At 67.6% G+C, this 21,261-nt stretch carries 12 protein-coding genes, 1 tRNA gene and 3 rRNA genes; 3 read left to right on the top strand and 13 right to left on the bottom strand.

Features of this window, described 5'->3' with window-relative positions; translation table 11 throughout:
- Positions 1–103: 103 nt before the first annotated feature.
- On the top strand, positions 104–2,737 hold the full coding sequence (locus QFZ64_RS25600; RefSeq protein WP_307069534.1) for a SpoIIE family protein phosphatase: 2,634 nt from the start codon (positions 104–106) through the stop codon (positions 2,735–2,737).
- Between the two features lie 58 nt (positions 2,738–2,795).
- Here QFZ64_RS25600 and QFZ64_RS25595 read toward each other — a convergent pair.
- The 7 genes from QFZ64_RS25595 to dapA all read right to left on the bottom strand — a co-directional run bounded on the left by QFZ64_RS25595 (position 2,796) and on the right by dapA (position 12,151).
- Positions 2,796–2,868 (bottom strand) — tRNA-Thr (locus QFZ64_RS25595).
- 105 nt (positions 2,869–2,973) lie between these two features.
- On the bottom strand, positions 2,974–3,636 hold the full coding sequence (locus QFZ64_RS25590) for a DegT/DnrJ/EryC1/StrS family aminotransferase (RefSeq protein ID WP_307071860.1): 663 nt from the start codon (positions 3,634–3,636) through the stop codon (positions 2,974–2,976).
- A 114-nt stretch (positions 3,637–3,750) separates the two neighbouring features.
- Positions 3,751–3,867: ribosomal RNA gene (gene rrf / locus QFZ64_RS25585) — 5S ribosomal RNA — on the bottom strand.
- 89 nt (positions 3,868–3,956) lie between these two features.
- Positions 3,957–7,083 (bottom strand): 23S ribosomal RNA (locus tag QFZ64_RS25580).
- A gap of 314 nt (positions 7,084–7,397) precedes the next feature.
- A 16S ribosomal RNA gene (locus QFZ64_RS25575) occupies positions 7,398–8,923 on the bottom strand.
- The 16S, 23S and 5S rRNA genes sit together here, the layout of an rRNA operon.
- A 503-nt stretch (positions 8,924–9,426) precedes the next feature.
- Positions 9,427–11,112 carry a ribonuclease J gene (locus tag QFZ64_RS25570; protein ID WP_307069532.1) on the bottom strand — a complete coding sequence of 562 codons (1,686 nt, stop codon included), beginning with the start codon at positions 11,110–11,112 and terminating at the stop codon, positions 9,427–9,429.
- A 139-nt stretch (positions 11,113–11,251) separates the two neighbouring features.
- A complete protein-coding gene (gene dapA, locus QFZ64_RS25565; protein WP_307069530.1) occupies positions 11,252–12,151 on the bottom strand; it encodes a 4-hydroxy-tetrahydrodipicolinate synthase in 900 nt (299 codons plus the stop codon).
- Positions 12,152–12,665: 514 nt separating this feature from the next.
- Here dapA and QFZ64_RS25560 point away from each other — a divergent pair.
- Both QFZ64_RS25560 and QFZ64_RS25555 read left to right on the top strand, forming a co-directional pair.
- The gene (locus QFZ64_RS25560) at positions 12,666–12,905 is read left to right on the top strand and encodes a hypothetical protein (protein ID WP_307069528.1); all 240 of its coding nucleotides are present in this window, start codon (positions 12,666–12,668) and stop codon (positions 12,903–12,905) included.
- Between the two features lie 130 nt (positions 12,906–13,035).
- Positions 13,036–13,596 carry a PH domain-containing protein gene (locus QFZ64_RS25555; RefSeq protein ID WP_307069527.1) on the top strand — a complete coding sequence of 187 codons (561 nt, stop codon included), beginning with the start codon at positions 13,036–13,038 and terminating at the stop codon, positions 13,594–13,596.
- Positions 13,597–13,721: 125 nt separating this feature from the next.
- On the opposite strand, the gene QFZ64_RS25550 is transcribed toward QFZ64_RS25555, so the two are convergent.
- The 6 genes from QFZ64_RS25550 to eccD form a co-directional block, all read right to left on the bottom strand.
- Positions 13,722–14,240: a tetratricopeptide repeat protein gene (locus QFZ64_RS25550; protein WP_307069525.1), complete on the bottom strand. Its 519-nt coding sequence runs from the start codon at positions 14,238–14,240 to the stop codon at positions 13,722–13,724.
- Positions 14,241–14,362: 122 nt separating this feature from the next.
- Positions 14,363–15,115 (bottom strand): 4-hydroxy-tetrahydrodipicolinate reductase, encoded by a 753-nt coding sequence (gene dapB, locus QFZ64_RS25545; protein ID WP_307069523.1) that lies wholly within the window; start codon positions 15,113–15,115, stop codon positions 14,363–14,365.
- A gap of 55 nt (positions 15,116–15,170) precedes the next feature.
- Positions 15,171–16,550: a pitrilysin family protein gene (locus QFZ64_RS25540; RefSeq protein ID WP_307069522.1), complete on the bottom strand. Its 1,380-nt coding sequence runs from the start codon at positions 16,548–16,550 to the stop codon at positions 15,171–15,173.
- Positions 16,547–18,769: a polyribonucleotide nucleotidyltransferase gene (locus QFZ64_RS25535; protein ID WP_307069520.1), complete on the bottom strand. Its 2,223-nt coding sequence runs from the start codon at positions 18,767–18,769 to the stop codon at positions 16,547–16,549. Before QFZ64_RS25535 ends, QFZ64_RS25540 begins: the two co-directional genes overlap by 4 nt.
- Before the next feature lie 366 nt (positions 18,770–19,135).
- On the bottom strand, positions 19,136–19,423 hold the full coding sequence (gene rpsO / locus QFZ64_RS25530; protein WP_030423122.1) for a 30S ribosomal protein S15: 288 nt from the start codon (positions 19,421–19,423) through the stop codon (positions 19,136–19,138).
- Between the two features lie 317 nt (positions 19,424–19,740).
- The gene (eccD, locus tag QFZ64_RS25525; RefSeq protein WP_307069517.1) at positions 19,741–21,210 is read right to left on the bottom strand and encodes a type VII secretion integral membrane protein EccD; all 1,470 of its coding nucleotides are present in this window, start codon (positions 21,208–21,210) and stop codon (positions 19,741–19,743) included.
- Positions 21,211–21,261: the final 51 nt, after the last annotated feature.

Genomic DNA, 21,261 nt, shown 5'->3' with positions numbered 1-21,261 from the left:
GACGTGTCCACATGGGGATACCCCTGAACACGGAGGCAGTGCCCCCACTACCCTGTAGTGATCGAACCGGGGAATCGGGCATGGAGCCAGGGGGCGCCGACACATGGGGAGTGCTGTGATCACCGCGCGCGCGGCCGCCAGCTTCAAGCCCGTCGGACGGTCGGTGGCGACCGCCCGATCCTTCGTCCGCGACACCCTCCAGGGCTGGGGCTTCGCCGACATCGTCGACGACGCCGTCGTCCTCACCAGCGAACTCGTCACCAACGCCGTCGTCCACGCGGGCACCTCCGCCGACGTCCTGTGCCTGCGCACCGAGGACGGCGTCCGCGTCGAGGTCTCCGATCTGTACCCCGACCGCGAGCTCCCCGTCCAGAGCGCCGCCGTCTCCATGGGCAGCCCCGACCGCGAGGGCGGCCGCGGCCTCCAGCTCTGCGCGGCCCTCGCCACCCGCTGGGGCGTGGAATACACCCCCACCCACAAGCAGGTCTGGTTCCAGCTCGACCTGCCCGAACGCAACGTCGGCACCCGCGCCGCCGGCCCCGTGCTCCCCGCCGACCTGCTCCCCCTCACCGACGGCCGGGTCCGGGTGGCTGTGGTGCAGATCGACCGCGCGTCCGCCATCACCGCGTGGAACGAGGACGCCGAGGAACTCTTCGGCTATGCCGCCGAACAGGTCATCGGCAAGCCCCTCACCGACCTGGCAGCCTGGCCGCACACCCCCGGCACCGGCACCGGCATCGCCGAGGCCCTGCGGCTCTCCCGCTGGGAGGGCAGCTACGGCATCCGCGCCACCACCGGCCGGGTCATCCCCGTCTACGCCTCCCACCTGCGCGTACGGGACACCGCGGGCGAGCCGTCCACCGTCTGCCTCCTGGTCCGCGACCACGAGCGTGCCGTCCTGCAGACCCCCCTGCGCACCCCGAACACCGACAGCACCAGTTCCGGCGAGGGCCAGTCCGCGGACCCCTTCGAGGTCTTCATCGGCTCCCCCGCCCCCGACGACCTCGACGGCCTCCTGCAGCGCACCGTCGAACGCGCCCGCGACATGCTCGACGGCGACGCCGCCTTCCTCCTCCTGGCCACCGACGACGAGACGGAACTGGAGGTCCGCGCCTCCACCGGCCTGCCCTCCGCCCGCCAGCGCTTCGCCCGTGTCCCCGTCGAGGCCGGCCCCGGACGCTACGGCTCGGCCCGCATGCCCTCCGTGCACGACGACCTCGCCGCCGTGCCCGGCGCCGTCCCCCTGCTGGGGGGCACGGGCATGCGATCGGTGGTCACCGTCCCGCTCAAGGTCGAGGGCCGCCTCACCGGCTCCCTGGGCGTCGCCGCCGAGTCCCCCTCCCGCTACTCGAACGAGGAAGCGCTCAGACTCCAGTTCGCCGCCGACCGCATCGCGCTCGCCGTCGAGTCCGCCCGCCTCGGCGAACTCGAACGCCTGCGCCGCGGCTCGCTCAGCTTCCTCGTCGAGGCCTCCGACCTCCTCGCCGGCACCCTGGACCGCGACCAGACGCTCGCCCTGATGGCACAGATGACCATTCCCACCCTGGCCACCTGGTGCGCCGTCTACACCATCGCCGAACCGTCCTCCGAGCCGTACCTGTCCTATGTCCTCCACGAGGACGAGGAACGCATCGACGGCCTCAAGGCCCTGCTCGCAAAGATCGAGCCGCCCGAGGCCATCCCCACGCCCGGCGCCCGCGTCTGGACGGCCCCCGCCCAGGCCGCCCACCAGGCGGCCCTGCGCACCTCCATGCGCAGCCTGGGCCTCGGCGAACCGGCCACGGCCACCTCGGGCGTCGGCACGACGCTGGCGACGGCCTCCGCGGTCGGCGGCGAGACGGTGGTACTGCCTCTGGTGGCCCGCAACCGCGTCATCGGCATGCTCACGCTCGGCAAGCCCACGGACGACCACTTCCGCCAGGAGATCCTGGAACTCGCCGAGGACCTCTCCCGCCGGGCCGCCCTGGCCCTGGACAACGCCCGCCTGTACTCGGAACGCACGGCCATCAGCCAGTCCCTCCAGCGCAGCCTGCTGCCACCCGAGCTACCGACGATCGACGGCGTCGAGGTCGAGGTCATCTACCGCGCCGCCGGCGAGGGCAACGAGGTCGGCGGCGACTTCTACGACCTGTTCCCCATCCGCGACGGCGCCTACGGCTTCGCCATCGGCGACGTCTGCGGTACGGGCCCGGAGGCGGCGGCGGTCACCGGGCTGGCCCGGCACGCCCTGCGGCTCCTGGCCCGCGAGGGCTTCGGCGGCCCGGCGGTCCTGGAGCGCCTGAACTCCGCGATCCTCGACGAGGGCGCCCGCAGCCGCTTCCTCACCCTGCTCTACGGCGAGTTGTGGCCGCAGGAGGACGGCAGCGCGGTCCTGAAGGTCGTCTGCGCCGGCCACCCGCTGCCGCTCCGCCTGCGCCAGGACGGCACCGTGGAACCGGCCGCCGAACCGCAGCCGCTGCTGGGCGTGATGGACGACCTGGAGCTCTACGAGGAGACGGTGACCCTGGACCCCGGCGACGTACTGCTCTGCGTCACGGACGGCGTCACCGAGCGCAGGGAAGGCACCCGCATGCTGGGCGACGACGGCCTCACCGACGTCCTCACCGGCTGCACGGGCCTCACCGCCGGCGCGGTCGCCGCGCGCGTGATGCGCGCGGTCGAGCGCTTCGCCTCCGCCGCCCCGTCGGACGACATGGCGATTCTCGCGATGCGCGTACCGGAGCCGCAGCAGAGCTGAGCCGGGCCGCAAGGGCATGAAAAAGGCCCCGCCCATGTGGGCGAGGCCTTTTCTGCAGAGCCCCCAAACGGAATCGAACCGTTGACCTTCTCCTTACCATGGAGACGCTCTACCGACTGAGCTATAGGGGCCTGTCGCATTCAGGGTTTCCCTCGCTGCGACGGAAGAGATCATACCCCGAACAGATGACTGCTCCCAACTCCGTGCCACTCGCGCGCACCGGTGGAGTTCCCTGCCTAGAACGCGTCCTGCAACAGCCCGCCGAGCGCATTGCAGACGGAGACCATCCGCTGCATGTCGCGCTTGGTCAGCGCCCCGTCGAGCGGCAGCGCCAGTGTCTCGTCGGCGGCCCGTTCGGTCTCCGGCAGAAAGGCGTCCCGCCGGAAGGCGGGCATGCGGTGCACGGGCGTTTTCACCGGCACCCGGCAGTCCACACCCCTGGCGCGGAGGGCTCGCGCGAAGGCATCACGGTCCGGCCGGCCGTTCCCGGGGACACGGACGACGTACTGCTCGTACGTATGGACGGCACCGCCCTGCGGCGTCCACACCCCGCGGAGCCGCCGGTCGAGATGCGCGGCCCGCTCCTTGCGCACCGCCACATTCGCGTACGGTGCCCCGGGTTCCCCCTGCTCCAGCACGAGGAAACCGTGCCGTCGGCCAACGGCGTACAGGCTGCCGAGCGGCGCCTGGTGACCGAAGCGGTGGACGACGACCACGGCCGCCGTCCGCGGGCTGACCACGGTCTCCACGGCGGCGGGGTCGAGGCAGTACGTGTCCGGGTCTATGTCGGCGAAGACGGGCATCGCACCAGCCAGCAGTGCTGCCTCGGCCGGCTCACTGTCGCCGAACGCCGGCACGATGACCTCGTCACCGGCGCTCACGCCGGCTGCCCTGAGCATTTCCACGGTCCCCATGGCACCGATCGTGCGGGGGCCAGATGAACGCGAAGTGACAGAAAACGCAAAAGAGCGGGTCCCTGAACCGAAGTTCAGGGACCCGCTCCCGCAATGATTGTTCGGCGGTGTCCTACTCTCCCACAGGGTCCCCCCTGCAGTACCATCGGCGCTGTAAGGCTTAGCTTCCGGGTTCGGAATGTAACCGGGCGTTTCCCCTACGCTATGACCACCGAAACACTATGAAACACACAACCAGCAACCGGTGACCAAACACGGCCTGATCGTTCGTGGTTTCAGAACCAACACAGTGGACGCGAGCAACTGAGGACAAGCCCTCGGCCTATTAGTACCGGTCACCTCCACACCTCACGGTGCTTCCAGATCCGGCCTATCAACCCAGTCGTCTACTGGGAGCCTTACCCCATCAAGTGGGTGGGAGTCCTCATCTCGAAGCAGGCTTCCCGCTTAGATGCTTTCAGCGGTTATCCCTCCCGAACGTAGCCAACCAGCCATGCCCTTGGCAGAACAACTGGCACACCAGAGGTTCGTCCGTCCCGGTCCTCTCGTACTAGGGACAGCCCTTCTCAAGACTCCTACGCGCGCAGCGGATAGGGACCGAACTGTCTCACGACGTTCTAAACCCAGCTCGCGTACCGCTTTAATGGGCGAACAGCCCAACCCTTGGGACCGACTCCAGCCCCAGGATGCGACGAGCCGACATCGAGGTGCCAAACCATCCCGTCGATATGGACTCTTGGGGAAGATCAGCCTGTTATCCCCGGGGTACCTTTTATCCGTTGAGCGACGGCGCTTCCACAAGCCACCGCCGGATCACTAGTCCCGACTTTCGTCCCTGCTCGACCCGTCGGTCTCACAGTCAAGCTCCCTTGTGCACTTACACTCACCACCTGATTACCAACCAGGCTGAGGGAACCTTTGGGCGCCTCCGTTACCCTTTAGGAGGCAACCGCCCCAGTTAAACTACCCATCAGACACTGTCCCTGATCCGGATCACGGACCCAGGTTAGACATCCAGCACGACCAGACTGGTATTTCAACGACGACTCCACCCGAACTGGCGTCCGAGCTTCACAGTCTCCCAGCTATCCTACACAAGCCGAACCGAACACCAATATCAAACTGTAGTAAAGGTCCCGGGGTCTTTCCGTCCTGCTGCGCGAAACGAGCATCTTTACTCGTAGTGCAATTTCACCGGGCCTATGGTTGAGACAGTCGAGAAGTCGTTACGCCATTCGTGCAGGTCGGAACTTACCCGACAAGGAATTTCGCTACCTTAGGATGGTTATAGTTACCACCGCCGTTTACTGGCGCTTAAGTTCTCAGCTTCGCCACCCCGAAAGATGACTAACCGGTCCCCTTAACGTTCCAGCACCGGGCAGGCGTCAGTCCGTATACATCGCCTTACGGCTTCGCACGGACCTGTGTTTTTAGTAAACAGTCGCTTCTCGCTGGTCTCTGCGGCCACACCCAGCTCAAGGAGCAAGTCCCCTCACCAGACATGGCCCCCCTTCTCCCGAAGTTACGGGGGCATTTTGCCGAGTTCCTTAACCATAGTTCACCCGAACGCCTCGGTATTCTCTACCAGACCACCTGAGTCGGTTTAGGGTACGGGCCGCCATGAAACTCGCTAGAGGCTTTTCTCGACAGCATAGGATCATCCACTTCACCACAATCGGCTCGGCATCAGGTCTCAGCCTCCATGAACGGCGGATTTACCTACCGTCCGGCCTACACCCTTACCCCGGGACAACCACCGCCCGGGATGGACTACCTTCCTGCGTCACCCCATCACTCACCTACTAACCGCTTGGGCCGGCGGCTCCACCACTCCGAGATTGTCCGAAGACGCACCCGGCGGTTTCACGGCCTTAGCATCACGATGCTCGATGTTTGACGCTTCACAGCGGGTACCGGAATATCAACCGGTTATCCATCGACTACGCCTGTCGGCCTCGCCTTAGGTCCCGACTTACCCTGGGCAGATCAGCTTGACCCAGGAACCCTTAGTCAATCGGCGCACACGTTTCCCACGTGTGAATCGCTACTCATGCCTGCATTCTCACTCGTCAACCGTCCACAACTCGCTTCCACGGCTGCTTCACCCGGCAGACGACGCTCCCCTACCCATCACAGCCTCCGTTGGGAGTACATGCTGCAATGACACGACTTCGGCGGTACGCTTGAGCCCCGCTACATTGTCGGCGCGGAATCACTAGACCAGTGAGCTATTACGCACTCTTTCAAGGGTGGCTGCTTCTAAGCCAACCTCCTGGTTGTCTCTGCGACTCCACATCCTTTCCCACTTAGCGTACGCTTAGGGGCCTTAGTCGATGCTCTGGGCTGTTTCCCTCTCGACCATGGAGCTTATCCCCCACAGTCTCACTGCCGCGCTCTCACTTACCGGCATTCGGAGTTTGGCTAAGGTCAGTAACCCGGTAGGGCCCATCGCCTATCCAGTGCTCTACCTCCGGCAAGAAACACACGACGCTGCACCTAAATGCATTTCGGGGAGAACCAGCTATCACGGAGTTTGATTGGCCTTTCACCCCTAACCACAGGTCATCCCCCAGGTTTTCAACCCTGGTGGGTTCGGTCCTCCACGACCTCTTACAGCCGCTTCAACCTGCCCATGGCTAGATCACTCCGCTTCGGGTCTTGAGCGTGCTACTCAACCGCCCTGTTCGGACTCGCTTTCGCTACGGCTACCCCACAACGGGTTAACCTCGCAACACACCGCAAACTCGCAGGCTCATTCTTCAAAAGGCACGCAGTCACGACGTTGAGTGCAAGCACTCAACGCGACGCTCCCACGGCTTGTAGGCACACGGTTTCAGGTACTATTTCACTCCGCTCCCGCGGTACTTTTCACCATTCCCTCACGGTACTATCCGCTATCGGTCACCAGGGAATATTTAGGCTTAGCGGGTGGTCCCGCCAGATTCACACGGGATTTCTCGGGCCCCGTGCTACTTGGGTGTCTCTCAAACGAGCCGCTAATGTTTCGACTACGGGGGTCTTACCCTCTACGCCGGACCTTTCGCATGTCCTTCGCCTACATCAACGGTTTCTGACTCGTCCTGTCGCCGGCAGACGACAGAAGAGAGATCCCACAACCCCCACAACGCAACCCCTGCCGGGTCTCACACGCCATAGGTTTGGCCTCATCCGGTTTCGCTCGCCACTACTCCCGGAATCACGGTTGTTTTCTCTTCCTGCGGGTACTGAGATGTTTCACTTCCCCGCGTTCCCTCCACTTGCCCTATGTGTTCAGGCAAGGGTGACAGCCCATGACGACTGCCGGGTTTCCCCATTCGGACACCCCCGGATCAAAGCCTGGTTGACGACTCCCCGGGGCCTATCGTGGCCTCCCACGTCCTTCATCGGTTCCTGGTGCCAAGGCATCCACCGTGCGCCCTTAAAAACTTGGCCACAGATGCTCGCGTCCACTGTGCAGTTCTCAAACAACGACCAACCACCCATCACCCCGGAACAACATCCCGAGTGCACTGGGGCCGGCAACCCGAAGACCCAGCCTCACGGCCGTGCCCTCAGACACCCAACAGCATGCCCGACCAGACCCCGCCCGGAGATCATGCGTTCCACACTCCGAAGAGCAGTACTAGCAGCCTCCGACCCGGAAACCCGGCCGAATAGTCAACGTTCCACCCATGAGCAACCAGCACCGGACGTACGCCGATGTACTGGCCTCTGGACTGCCGAAGCAGCCAAGAAGTGCTCCTTAGAAAGGAGGTGATCCAGCCGCACCTTCCGGTACGGCTACCTTGTTACGACTTCGTCCCAATCGCCAGTCCCACCTTCGACCGCTCCCTCCCTTGCGGGTTGGGCCACGGGCTTCGGGTGTTACCGACTTTCGTGACGTGACGGGCGGTGTGTACAAGGCCCGGGAACGTATTCACCGCAGCAATGCTGATCTGCGATTACTAGCAACTCCGACTTCATGGGGTCGAGTTGCAGACCCCAATCCGAACTGAGACCGGCTTTTTGAGATTCGCTCCACCTCACGGTATCGCAGCTCATTGTACCGGCCATTGTAGCACGTGTGCAGCCCAAGACATAAGGGGCATGATGACTTGACGTCGTCCCCACCTTCCTCCGAGTTGACCCCGGCGGTCTCCCGTGAGTCCCCAACACCCCGAAGGGCTTGCTGGCAACACGGGACAAGGGTTGCGCTCGTTGCGGGACTTAACCCAACATCTCACGACACGAGCTGACGACAGCCATGCACCACCTGTACACCGACCACAAGGGGGCGCCCATCTCTGGACGTTTCCGGTGTATGTCAAGCCTTGGTAAGGTTCTTCGCGTTGCGTCGAATTAAGCCACATGCTCCGCTGCTTGTGCGGGCCCCCGTCAATTCCTTTGAGTTTTAGCCTTGCGGCCGTACTCCCCAGGCGGGGGAACTTAATGCGTTAGCTGCGGCACCGACGACGTGGAATGTCGCCAACACCTAGTTCCCACCGTTTACGGCGTGGACTACCAGGGTATCTAATCCTGTTCGCTCCCCACGCTTTCGCTCCTCAGCGTCAGTAATGGCCCAGAGATCCGCCTTCGCCACCGGTGTTCCTCCTGATATCTGCGCATTTCACCGCTACACCAGGAATTCCGATCTCCCCTACCACACTCTAGCTAGCCCGTATCGAATGCAGACCCGGGGTTAAGCCCCGGGCTTTCACACCCGACGTGACAAGCCGCCTACGAGCTCTTTACGCCCAATAATTCCGGACAACGCTTGCGCCCTACGTATTACCGCGGCTGCTGGCACGTAGTTAGCCGGCGCTTCTTCTGCAGGTACCGTCACTTTCGCTTCTTCCCTGCTGAAAGAGGTTTACAACCCGAAGGCCGTCATCCCTCACGCGGCGTCGCTGCATCAGGCTTTCGCCCATTGTGCAATATTCCCCACTGCTGCCTCCCGTAGGAGTCTGGGCCGTGTCTCAGTCCCAGTGTGGCCGGTCGCCCTCTCAGGCCGGCTACCCGTCGTCGCCTTGGTGAGCCATTACCTCACCAACAAGCTGATAGGCCGCGGGCTCATCCTTCACCGCCGGAGCTTTTAACCACCACTCAGGAGAGTGGAAGTGTTATCCGGTATTAGACCCCGTTTCCAGGGCTTGTCCCAGAGTGAAGGGCAGATTGCCCACGTGTTACTCACCCGTTCGCCACTAATCCCCACCGAAGTGGTTCATCGTTCGACTTGCATGTGTTAAGCACGCCGCCAGCGTTCGTCCTGAGCCAGGATCAAACTCTCCGTGAATGCTTCCGGGTCATCCCGGTAACACACACGAGAGCGGAACAGCCGGGCGGAATAAGCCCAGCCGTTCACAGCGTCCTCGCTGTGTTCTTCTTCAAAGGAACCTCAACCCGATCGGAAACCGACCAGGTCGGGGTATCAACATATCTGGCGTTGACTTTTGGCACGCTGTTGAGTTCTCAAGGAACGGACGCTTCCTTTGTACTCACCCGAGACACTCTCTCAGGCTTTCCTCCGGGCGCTTCCCTTCGGTCTTGCGTTTCCGACTCTATCAGACGTTTTCGCTGTCCGATTTCCTCGGTGCTTTCCAGGTTCCCGCTTCCGCGTTTCCCTTTCCGGCGGTTCCGACTTTATCAGAAGTTCCGAGTCGGATTTCCGCCCCCTGGGTTCTCCAGTACGGCGAACGTACCGGGTTCCCCCCGTGGCGGAGCCGTAAACCTACTGGAGCGGGCGGCCTCGACGCAAATCGAGGCCGCCCGCTCGCAGTTCAGGTGTCCGACGGGACGTCAGACCTCGACGACGACCGGAAGGATCATCGGCCGGCGCCGGTAGGTGTCGGAGACCCACTTGCCCAGCGTGCGGCGGATGAGCTGCTGCAACTGGTGCGGTTCCACGACGCCGTCCTGCGCCGATCGCTCGAGCGTTTCCGTGATCTTCGGCAGGACGGCGGCGAACGCCGAGTCCTCGATGCCGGAGCCGCGGGCCTGGACGTGCGGTCCGCCGGTGATCTTCCCGGTGGACGAGTCCATCACCACGAAAACGGAGATGATGCCCTCATCTCCCAGGATCCTGCGGTCCTTCAGCGCGGGTTCGCCCACGTCGCCGACGGAAGACCCGTCGACGTACACGTATCCGGCCTGGACCTTGCCGGAGATCTTCGCCTTGCCTCCGACGAGGTCGACGACGACGCCGTCCTCCGCGATGACGATGCGGTCGTGCGGCACACCGGTCAGTGCGCCGAGTTCGGCGTTGGCTCGCAGATGCCGCCATTCGCCGTGCACCGGCATCAGGTTCCTGGGCCGGCAGATGTTGTAGAAGTACAGCAGTTCGCCGGCCGAGGCGTGTCCGGAGACGTGCACCTTCGCGTTGCCCTTGTGGACGACGTGGGCGCCCCAGCGGGTCAGCCCGTTGATCACGCGGTAGACCGCGTTCTCGTTGCCCGGAATGAGGGACGAGGCGAGGATCACCGTGTCGCCCTGCACGATCCGGATCTGGTGGTCCCGGTTGGCCATCCGGGACAGCGCCGCCATCGGCTCGCCCTGGGAGCCTGTACAGACCAGGACGACCTCGTGGTCCGGCAGGTCGTCGAGGGTCTTGACGTCGACGACGAGGCCCGGCGGGACCTTCAGGTAACCGAGGTCCCGGGCGATGCCCATGTTGCGGACCATGGAGCGGCCGACGAAGGCCACCCGGCGTCCGTACTCGTGGGCGGCGTCGAGAATCTGCTGGATGCGGTGGACGTGGCTGGCGAAGCTGGCCACGATGATCCGCTTGCGGGCCCCGGCGAACACCTGGCGCAGGACGCTGGAGATGTCGCGCTCGTGCGGCGTGAACCCGGGGACCTCCGCGTTGGTGGAGTCGGCGAGGAGCAGGTCGATGCCCTCCTCGCTGAGCCGCGAGAACGCGTGCAGGTCCGTGAGGCGGTTGTCCAGCGGGAGCTGGTCCATCTTGAAGTCGCCGGTGTGGACCACCATGCCGGCCGGTGTGCGGATGGCGACCGCGAGCGCGTCCGGGATGGAGTGGTTGACCGCGACGAACTCGCAGTCGAACGGGCCGATGCGCTCCCGGTGCCCCTCGGCCACCTCGAGGGTGTAGGGGCGGATGCGGTGTTCCTGGAGCTTGGCCTCGATCAGGGCGAGGGTCAGCTTGGAGCCGATCAGCGGGATGTCCGGCTTCTCGCGGAGCAGGAAGGGCACGCCGCCGATGTGGTCCTCGTGCCCATGGGTGAGGACGATGCCCTCGATGTCGTCGAGGCGGTCCCGGATGGACGAGAAGTCGGGCAGGATCAGGTCGATTCCGGGCTGCTCCTCCTCGGGGAAGAGCACTCCGCAGTCGACGATCAACAGGCGGCCGCCGTATTCGAAGACGGTCATGTTCCGACCGATTTCGCCGAGGCCACCGAGCGGGGTGACCCGCAGGCCGCCCTCGGGGAGGGGCGACGGCGGGCCGAGTTCAGGGTGCGGATGACTCAAAAGACTCTCCTCACCATGCGCGCCACGTACCTGAGGGCACGTGGCGCGCATGACGTTCGTGCAAAAGCAGTTGTCGTGTGGATGCGCAGGCACACACCGGTTCCCGGAGGTCCTGCCTCTTCAGTTGTGAAGTCCGTTGTCAGAGCTGTACCCCGCCCGCGGCAAGATCGCTCTTGAGCTGGGCGGTCTCCTCGGGGGTGAGTTCGACCATGGGCGCGCGCAGCGGCCCGGCGGGCAGGCCCTGGAGGGCGAGCGCCGCCTTGGTGGTCATCACCCCCTGGGTGCGGAACATGCCGGTGAAGACCGGAAGCAGCCTCTGGTGGATCTCGAGCGCCTTCTGGACGTCACCGGCGGTGTACGCCTCGATGAGGGTACGCAGCTCGGGCGTGACGACGTGGCCGACGACCGAGACGAAGCCGACCGCGCCGACGGCGAGCAGGGGGAGGTTGAGCATGTCGTCACCGGAGTACCAGGCGAGGCCGGAGCGGGCGATGGCCCAGCCTGCCCGGCCGAGGTCGCCCTTGGCGTCCTTGTTCGCGACGATACGGGGGTGCTCGGCCAGGCGGACGATCGTCTCGGTACTGATCGGGACGCCGCTGCGGCCGGGGATGTCATACAGCATGACCGGAAGGCCGGTGGCGTCCGCGATGGCCGCGAAGTGGCGGTACAGGCCCTCCTGCGGGGGCTTGTTGTAGTACGGCGTCACGGTGAGCAGGCCGTGCGCGCCGGCCTGCTCGGCCGCGCGGGCGAGTTCGATGCTGTGGCGGGTGTCGTTGGTGCCGACTCCGGCGACGACGTGGGCCCTGTCCCCCACGGCTTCCACCACGGCCCGTACGAGATCCCTTTTCTCCGCGTCGCTCGTGGTCGGCGACTCGCCGGTGGTGCCGTTGACGACCAGGCCGTCGTTGCCTGCGTCCACCAGATGGGCAGCCAGTCGCTGCGTACCGTCGAGGTCGAGTGCGCCGTCCGCCGTGAAGGGCGTGACCATGGCGGTGAGGACCCGCCCGAAGGGGGTCTGCGGAGTCGAGGTCGGAGCCATGGGTAACACGCTACTCGCTGCTCAAGATGTGGTCTGCGCTCGGGGGAGGCGACAAGCCGTGACGGAGGTGGGGCCCGGCACTGCCTGCTCGGGGGTTCAAGCAGTGCCGGGCCCGTTCGCTCAGGCTAGGTGAACCTCTCGAAGTGCCGCAATCCGGACACCGTCGGAGGCTGATCGCGCGGGCGTTCCGGACGCGGGCCGGTCGGGGCGCGCGGGGCGTGTCCGGGGGCGCCCGGGGGCGCGGGAGGTCGTCGAAGGGTGTGCGCGGACGGGTGTGCACGCGCGGGGCGCGTACGGGCAGGGTGGGCGCGGGCGGGCGAAGTCCTCCGAAGCGCTTCGAAGATGCTCGAAGCGCACCGAGTGCCGTGAATCGGTGCCGAGTCCTGCGTATCTCAGCGAAAACGGCGCTTGCGGGCACCAATCGTGGCATTCGTTCGTCTGCCTTGGTGACAGTGATCCGTTCGATCACTGTCACCTGGCCCTCACACCTTCGACCCGAAAGGATCGACACCCCATGTTCCGCCGGCGCGAGCCCGTCCCGTTCGCCTTCCCCTCCGAAGCCGACAGGTTCCGCAGCAATGTCGCTCCCCCGCCCCGGCGGCGCCCCTCCACCGGGGAGCTGGCCGGACGCTGGCTGCTGGGGCTCACCATCGTCGCCGGGCTCGTCGGCGCGCTGCTGATCGGCATGCCCGCGCTCTCGCTGGACCACGCCACGACGAAGACGCAGCAGCCCGTGGCCTCCGACGGCCGCTGAAGTCCCGCTCCCCGGTCGGCGTGCCCCGGCCCGGCGGACGGCACTCCGCCGGTCGCCCCGGGGTGGTGACCGGCGACGGTGCTCGATAGCCTCACCGCATCTTCGTGCGAGGACCGAGTGAGGATCAGACGTGCCCCTGCCCTTCCTGACGGCCGACCGGGTGTTCGACGAGGCGGCGGACGACCATGCTCTGCCCCATGACGACCGTGACCGCTGGCGCCGTCCGTACCGGCCCGGTCCCTGGCGCGTCGCCGGGGCCGCGCTCGCGCTGCTGCTCGCCTCGTACGTCCTCTTCGCCGCGGTCATCATCGCCTTCACCGGCAAGCCGTCCAGCGCCACGGGCTTTTTCGTGGCGGGCCTGCTGGTCATACTGTGCGCACTGCGGCTGCTGCGCGTCGGCGTCTGGGTGAGCGGGCGCGGGTTGCGCCGGGTGGGTTTCCTGCGTACGACCACCGTGCCGTGGGCGCAGGTCGTGGCGGTGCGGACGGCCCAGCAGCCGGTGCGCTGGTTCGGTCTGCCGCGCACGGTCCAGGGACAGGCGCTGACACTGGTCCGCAGGGGCCGTTCGGCGGACGGGCCGGTGCCGCTGCTGACCACGCACGACGCGGACTTCCTGGCACGCCCCGACGCCTTCGACCGGGCGGCGGACACGGTCGAGGCCTGGGCCGAGGAGCACCGACTGGACGGGTGAGACGTCCGGACCACGCCCTTCGGGCCCCCTGGCCGTCCGCCCCTTCGGCTCTCTGGCACATGGCGGTCCGGTCGGGTGTCCCCCGCGAGTGCTCGGCCGGCCGGGGGGGCGGGAGGCTCCGGAGGTTACGGAGTCCGGGCGTCGCGGTCCGGGCGGTGTTCGGTCGTGGTGCTTTCCGCGTTCTCCTGGTGTCCGCCGCCCGTCCTGTTCGTGGCGTGCAGCCTGATCGCGTGCTGCATCGCCTTGCGGGCGCGAGCCACGTCACGGGCGTCGTGGTAGGCAACGGCAAGGCGGAACCAGCTCCGCCAGTCGTCCGGGGCGTCCTCCGTCTCCGCCTGCCGCCGGGCGAAAACCTCGTCGGCCGAGTCACGGTCGATGCGCCCGCCGGGCGTGCGCCTCAGCTCGTCGACCGGGAGGCCCCCCTCCGCGTCCAGCTCGGCGGCGAGCCGGTTGGCCCGGCGCACGAACTGGGTGTTCTTCCACAGGAACCACAGCCCGATCACCGGCAGCACCAGTACCGCCACGCCGAAGGCGATGGTGACGGCGGTGCCGTTCTCGATCAGCAGCACTCCGCGGCTGCCGACCAGGACGAAGTAGACGACCAGGACGGCGGCCGTGACGAAATAGGTGATTTTCGCACGCATGAGGCAGGCTGCTTTTCTTGGGCTGTCGGGCTGCTGCTGGGCTGCCGGGTTTTCGGACTCTCAGCTTCTCGGGCTCTCGGGCTCTCGGACTCGGGCTCTCGGACTCCTGGACGGGGTTCCGATCAGTCCAGGTCCAGGAAGTGCTCCAGGCCGAAGGTGAGGCCCGGAGCGGTCACCACCCGGCGGACGCCCAGCAGGATGCCGGGCATGAAGCTGCTGTGGTGCAACGAGTCGTGGCGGACGGTGAGCGTCTCGCCCTCGGCGCCGAGCAGCACCTCCTGGTGGGCGAGCAGCCCGCGCAGCCGTACGGCGTGCACAGGCACCCCGTCGACGTTCGCACCGCGCGCCCCGTCCAGGGCCGTCGTCGTGGCGTCCGGTGCGGGGGCGGTGCCCGCCTTCGCGCGGGCCGCGGCGATGAGCTGGGCGGTGCGGGTGGCCGTGCCGCTGGGGGCGTCGACCTTCTTCGGGTGATGCAGTTCGACGACCTCGACGGACTCGAAGTAGGGCGCCGCGAGCTGAGCGAACTTCATGGTGAGGACAGCGCCGATGGAGAAGTTGGGCGCGATGAGCACGCCGGTCTCCGGGGAGCCGTCCAGCCACCCCCGCAGCCGCGCGAGGCGGTCCTCGGTCCAGCCCGTGGTCCCGACCACCGCGTGGATGCCGTGCCGCACGCAGAAGTCGAGGTTGTCCATGACCGAGTCGGGGGTGGTCAGCTCGACCGCCACCTGGGTGCCGGTCCCGGTGAGTGTCTCCAGCCCGTCGCCGCGGCCGAGGGCGGCCACCAGTTCGAGGTCCTCGGCGGCCTCGACGGCCCGTACCGCCTCGGCGCCGATACGGCCCTTGGCCCCCAGCACCGCCACGCGCAGCTTGCTCATCTTCTCGCTTCCTTGACTGGAACGTCCCCGGCCGGGGTCCCCCGGCCCAACGGGCTCACGCGACCGCGTCGTGCAGCCGGGCGGCCTGCTTGTCCTTGAGCGGGCCTATGACCGACAACGAGGGGCGCCGTCCCAGGATCTCGCGGGCGACCGCTCGGACGTCGTCCGGGGTGACCTCGGTGATCCTGGCCAGCATGTCGTCGACGGACATCTGGTCGCCCCAGCACAGTTCGCTCTTGCCGATACGGTTCATCAGCGCACCGGTGTCCTCCAGGCCGAGCACCGTGGAGCCCCGGAGCTGCCCGATGGCGCGGCCGACCTCCTCGTCGGACAGTCCGTGCTCGGCGACGTGGTCCAGTTCGTCGCGGCAGATCTTGAGCACGTCGTGCACCTGGCTGGGCCGGCAGCCGGCGTAGACGCCGAACAGGCCGCAGTCGGCGAAGCCCGAGGTGTACGAGTACACGCTGTAGGCCAGGCCGCGCTTCTCGCGGACCTCCTGGAAGAGGCGGGAGGACATGCCACCGCCCAGGGCGGTGTTGAGGACGCCGAGGGCCCAGCGGCGGTCGTCGGTGCGTGCCAGGCCCGGCATGCCGAGTACGACGTGAGCCTGTTCGGTCTTGCGGCCGAGCAGTTCCACGCGTCCCGCGGCGCGCAGCGCGCGCCGGCCCGAGCGGGGGTCGACGGGGAGGGCGTCGGGGCTGCCGAGGGCGTCCGCGCGGGCGAAGGCGGCGCGGACCTGTCGTACGACCGTGGCGTGGTCGACGTTGCCCGCGCAGGCGACGACGAGGTGGGTGGGGTCGTAGTGCTTCTTGTAGAAGCGGCGGATCCGGTCGGCGGTGAGCGCGTTGACGGTGTCGACCGTGCCGAGGACGGGGCGGCCGAGGGCGTTGTCGCCGAACATGGTGTGCGCGAACAGGTCGTGCACGCAGTCGCCCGGGTCGTCCTCCGTCATCGCGATCTCCTCGAGGATCGCGCCGCGTTCGACGTCGACGTCCTCCTCGCGGATCAGGGATCCGGTGAGCATGTCGCAGACGACGTCGATGGCGAGGGGGAGGTCGCTGTCGAGCACGCGTGCGTAGTAGCACGTGTACTCCTTCGCCGTGAACGCGTTCATCTCGCCGCCGACCTCGTCGATCGCGGCGGAGATGTCCAGCGCGCTGCGCCGGTCGGTGCCCTTGAAGAGCAGGTGCTCGAGGTAGTGGGTGGCGCCGTTCAGCGCGGGGGTCTCGTCGCGGGAGCCGACGTGGGCCCAGATGCCGAAGGTGGCGGAGCGTACGGAGGGCAGGGTCTCGGTGACGATGCGCAGGCCGCCCGGGAGGGTGGTCCTGCGGACGGTGCCGATGCCGTTGCTGCCCTTGATGAGGGTTTGGGTACGGGCGACGGCCCGCGCCTCCGAGGAGGTGCGGGCCGTCGCCTTGGAGCTACGGGACGTCACTTGTCGCCGTCGTCCTTCTTCGCGTCGTCGGTGGGCTCCTCGCCCTCGATCACGGGGATGAGGGAGAGCTTGCCGCGGGAGTCGATCTCGGCGATCTCGACCTGGACCTTCTGGCCCACGCCGAGCACGTCCTCGACGTTCTCCACGCGCTTGCCGCCGGCCAGCTTGCGGATCTGCGAGATGTGCAGCAGGCCGTCCTTGCCGGGCAGCAGGGAGACGAAGGCGCCGAACGTCGTCGTCTTCACGACCGTACCCAGGTAGCGCTCGCCGACCTCGGGCATCGTCGGGTTGGCGATGCCGTTGATCGTGGTGCGGGCGGCCTCGGCGGAGGGGCCGTCGGCGGCACCGATGTAGATGGTGCCGTCGTCCTCGATCGTGATCTCGGCGCCGGTGTCCTCCTGGATCTGGTTGATCATCTTGCCCTTGGGGCCGATGACCTCACCGATCTTGTCCACCGGGATCTTGACGGTGATGATCCGCGGGGCGTTCGGGGACATCTCGTCGGGCCGGTCGATGGCCTCCATCATCACGTCGAGGATGTGGAGGCGGGCGTCGCGGGCCTGCTTGAGGGCCGCGGCCAGGACGGAGGCCGGGATGCCGTTCAGCTTGGTGTCGAGCTGGAGGGCGGTGACGAACTCCTTGGTGCCGGCGACCTTGAAGTCCATGTCGCCGAACGCGTCCTCGGCGCCGAGGATGTCGGTCAGCGTCACGTAGTGCGTCTCGCCCTCGATCTCCTGGGAGATGAGGCCCATGGCGATGCCGGCGACCGGGGCCTGGAGGGGCACACCGGCGTTCAGCAGTGACATGGTGGAGGCGCAGACCGAGCCCATGGACGTCGAGCCGTTGGAACCGAGGGCCTCGGAGACCTGACGGATCGCGTAGGGGAAGTCCTCGCGGGCCGGGAGCACCGGCACCAGGGCGCGCTCGGCGAGCGCGCCGTGCCCGATCTCGCGGCGCTTGGGGGAGCCGACGCGACCGGTCTCGCCGACGGAGAACGGCGGGAAGTTGTAGTTGTGCATGTAGCGCTTGCGTGTCACCGGCGAGAGGGTGTCCAGCTGCTGCTCCATGCGGAGCATGTTGAGGGTGGTGACGCCCAGGATCTGGGTCTCGCCACGCTCGAACAGCGCGGAGCCGTGCACCCGCGGGATGGCCTCGACCTCGGCGGCCAGCGTGCGGATGTCGGTGACACCGCGGCCGTCGATGCGCTTCTTCTCCTTGATGACGCGCTCGCGCACCAGGGACTTGGTCAGCGCGCGGTACGCGGCGGAGATCTCCTTCTCGCGGCCCTCGAACTCGGGCAGCAGCTTCTCGGCCGCCAGACCCTTGACGCGGTCCAGCTCGGCCTCGCGCTCCTGCTTGCCCGCGATGGTGAGCGCCTGGGCGAGCTCGGGGCGGACGGCGGCGGTGAGCGCCTCCAGGACGTCGTCCTGGTAGTCCAGGAAGATCGGGAACTCGCCGGTCGGCTTGGCGGCCTTGGCGGCGAGGTCGGCCTGGGCCTTGCACAGCACCTTGATGAAGGGCTTCGCGGCCTCGAGGCCGGCGGCGACGACCTCCTCGGTCGGCGCCTCGGCACCGCCCTTGACCAGCTGGATGGTCTTCGCGGTGGCCTCGGCCTCGACCATCATGATGGCGACGTCGCCGTCCTCCAGGACGCGACCGGCGACCACCATGTCGAAGACGGCGTCCTCGAGCTCGGTGTGCGTCGGGAAGGCGACCCACTGGCCGTTGATCAGCGCGACACGGGTGCCGCCGATCGGGCCGGAGAAGGGCAGGCCGGCCAGCTGCGTCGACGCGGACGCGGCGTTGATCGCCACGACGTCGTACAGGTGGTCGGGGTTGAGCGCCATGATCGTCTCGACGACCTGGATCTCGTTGCGCAGGCCCTTCTTGAAGGACGGGCGCAGCGGGCGGTCGATGAGGCGGCAGGTGAGGATGGCGTCCTCGGAGGGACGGCCCTCGCGGCGGAAGAAGCTGCCGGGGATCTTGCCGGCGGCGTACATCCGCTCCTCGACGTCCACCGTGAGGGGGAAGAAGTCGAGCTGGTCCTTGGGGTTCTTCGAGGCGGTCGTGGCCGACAGCACCATGGTGTCGTCGTCCAGGTACGCCACGGCGGAGCCGGCGGCCTGCTTGGCGAGGCGGCCGGTCTCGAAGCGGATGGTGCGGGTGCCGAAGGAGCCGTTGTCGATGACGGCCTCGGCGTAGTGGGTCTCGTTCTCCACCAGCGTTTTCTCCTACGTATCGTCTTTCGTCCCGGCCGCCCGTGTGGCGGGGGGACAGGGGCGGAGAAGCGCTTCCTGCGATGCGGGCCGGTCTTCGATCGAAGCACCCGGGGCGGGCTGCCCGGGGGCCACTACCGAGGACCGGCGGCGGCTCGGCCGCGCTTCTCCTCGTTGGCCGGGTCACTCGGGGCCCCGTGCGGTGTGTACCGCTGTGCCCTGCGTGTTCCCCGTCGTGCTGTTTTCGTGCCGTGCGTATTGCGTTGTGCCACCACACTACAAAGCGGCACTGACAACGCGCACGTTTCCGCACGTACGGCAAAGGGAGCGGCCCCCGATCGGTTCGGGAACCGCTCCCTGCACGGCGTACTACCGGGCGCCCGCCGCACCGCGGCGGATGCCGAGGCGGTCGACCAGCGCACGGAAGCGCTGGATGTCCTTCTTGGCCAGGTACTGCAGCAGCCGACGGCGCTGACCGACCAGGATGAGCAGACCACGACGGGAGTGGTGGTCGTGCTTGTGGGTCTTCAGGTGCTCGGTCAGGTCCGAGATGCGGCGCGACAGCAGGGCGACCTGGACCTCGGGGGAGCCGGTGTCGCCCTCCTTGGTACCGAACTCGGTGATGATCTGCTTCTTCACGGCGGCGTCGAGCGACACGTGTACTCCTCGTAGGTCTTCGCGATGCCTCCGAGCGCCCCCGGTCTGCATCTCGGGGGAGCTTCCGTTACTCGGGAGGCGGGGCCGACGGCGCGACCGTCCGGAGCCTTGAGGGCTTCCGGGGGTGTGGGCGCATACGGCCGTGCCCCAGAGTACCAGTGCGCGCGGGCCGCTCCGTCGCGCAGGTGTGCCGGGGTTCCGCGACTCGACGCGCAGGTGCACCGGGGGTGCATCGGGGGTGCATCGGCCTGGTCCGGCGAGCCGTGGCGGTTGCGGGGGTGCGGTGCGCCCGGGTGAGCCGCGCGGCGGGGGATCGCCTAGCCGAGCATCGAGCGTACGTCCGACAGTACGCCCAGGACCGCGAGGCAGAGCGGGACGAGGACCAGCAGCACCGCACCCTCGGTGAGGTCCAGGAAACGGCCCCAGAAGGGTGACAGGCCCTTGCGCGGGACGATCAGGCCGATCGTCGTGAGCAGCATCGCGCCGGCGGCGACGGCCGCGGTCAGCCAGCCGGCGCGCAGGTCGAGGGCGTCGCCGTCGCCGTGCAGCACCAGCTCGGTGAACGCGTCCGCGGGCGGGTTCAGGGCGAGGCCGAGCAGCAGCAGCGCGAGCGCGGCGAGCCCGGCGACCAGGACGCAGGTCACCTGGGAGGTGTAACGGAACAGGCGCGCGCGGATCAGCATCGCGAGCCCGGTGGCGAGGGCGAGGAGCCGCGCCCGGACGTCGTCGGAGAAGCCGAGGACGGCCGCGGAGGCGATCACCACGGCCGATGTGCCGGCGACCAGGCCGAGGAGCATCTCGTGCCCCCGGCGGGCCTGCGCGGCGATGTGTTCGGCGTCCAGCGGCTCGCTCTCCCCGGCCGACGGGGCGTCGGGGTCGAAGGCGTCCTGGCTCGCGGAGCGCGGGGCGGCGTAGCCGATGGGCAGCCGGGCGAAGCGGGCGGAGAGACCGGGCAGGAAGGCGACGAGGCCGATGGCGACCGGGGCGCACACCGCGGCGACCTCGGTGGCGGAGGCGTCGGCGAGCAGGGCGACGAAGGAGGCCACGGCGCCGGCCACGGCGAGGAAGGAGGCGGCCACGAACGGCGCGTCCCCGCCGGGGGTGAGGACGACCAGGACGAGCGAGGCGAGCAGGAGCACCGCGCAGCCGAGCAGAAACTGCAGCCTGCCCGGGCCCTGTCCGGCGGGCGGCGCGACGACCCCGGAGCCCGCGAGCATCAGCAGGGGCAGCGCGCCGAGTCCCACCGCGAAGGCGGCGGCCCGGTCGGCGTACACCCGGGCCAGGACGCCCGCGAACGCCGTCAGCAACACGCCGAGGCCGCCGGCCAGGACACCGGGCAGGCCGTGCATGTCGTGGCGCACCGGGTCGGCGTGCCACAGAAGGAGGGCGCACAGCAGCAACAGCACGGCGCCGCCGGTCAGGCCCGCGATCCGCAGCAGCTCCTCGCTCCACAGGTGCCGGTCGCGGACGACGGCGGAGGCGACGGCATCGGACACGTCGTCGTGGACGACGGGCGGGAGGGACTCGGCGAAGGGGCGTAGTCCGAGCACCTCTCCGTCGAGCACCCGTTCGGCGGCGAGGGTGCGGGCGCCGTCGAGGACCCGGCCGTCGCGGCGTACCAGGTGGTAGCCGGTGGGGGCGCCGACGGGCTGGGTCTGGCCGGTCAGGCGGAGGATCTCCGGGTAGATGTCGGCGATGGCGATGTCCACCGGCAACGCCACGTCGATCCGGCTGTCGGGCGCCACGACGGTGACCCTGCAGAAGCCCGTGGTCGTCGTCGTACTCACCTTCACTGCCCCCCTTGTTCGCGGATGCGCACGCTGCGGCCGTCACCCTAC

This window comes from Streptomyces sp. B3I8 (assembly GCF_030816915.1).
Classification (GTDB): Bacteria; Actinomycetota; Actinomycetes; order Streptomycetales; family Streptomycetaceae; genus Streptomyces.
The sequence above is the reverse complement of the archived record's forward strand: the minus strand, read 5'-3'. Positions and strand labels throughout refer to the sequence as shown.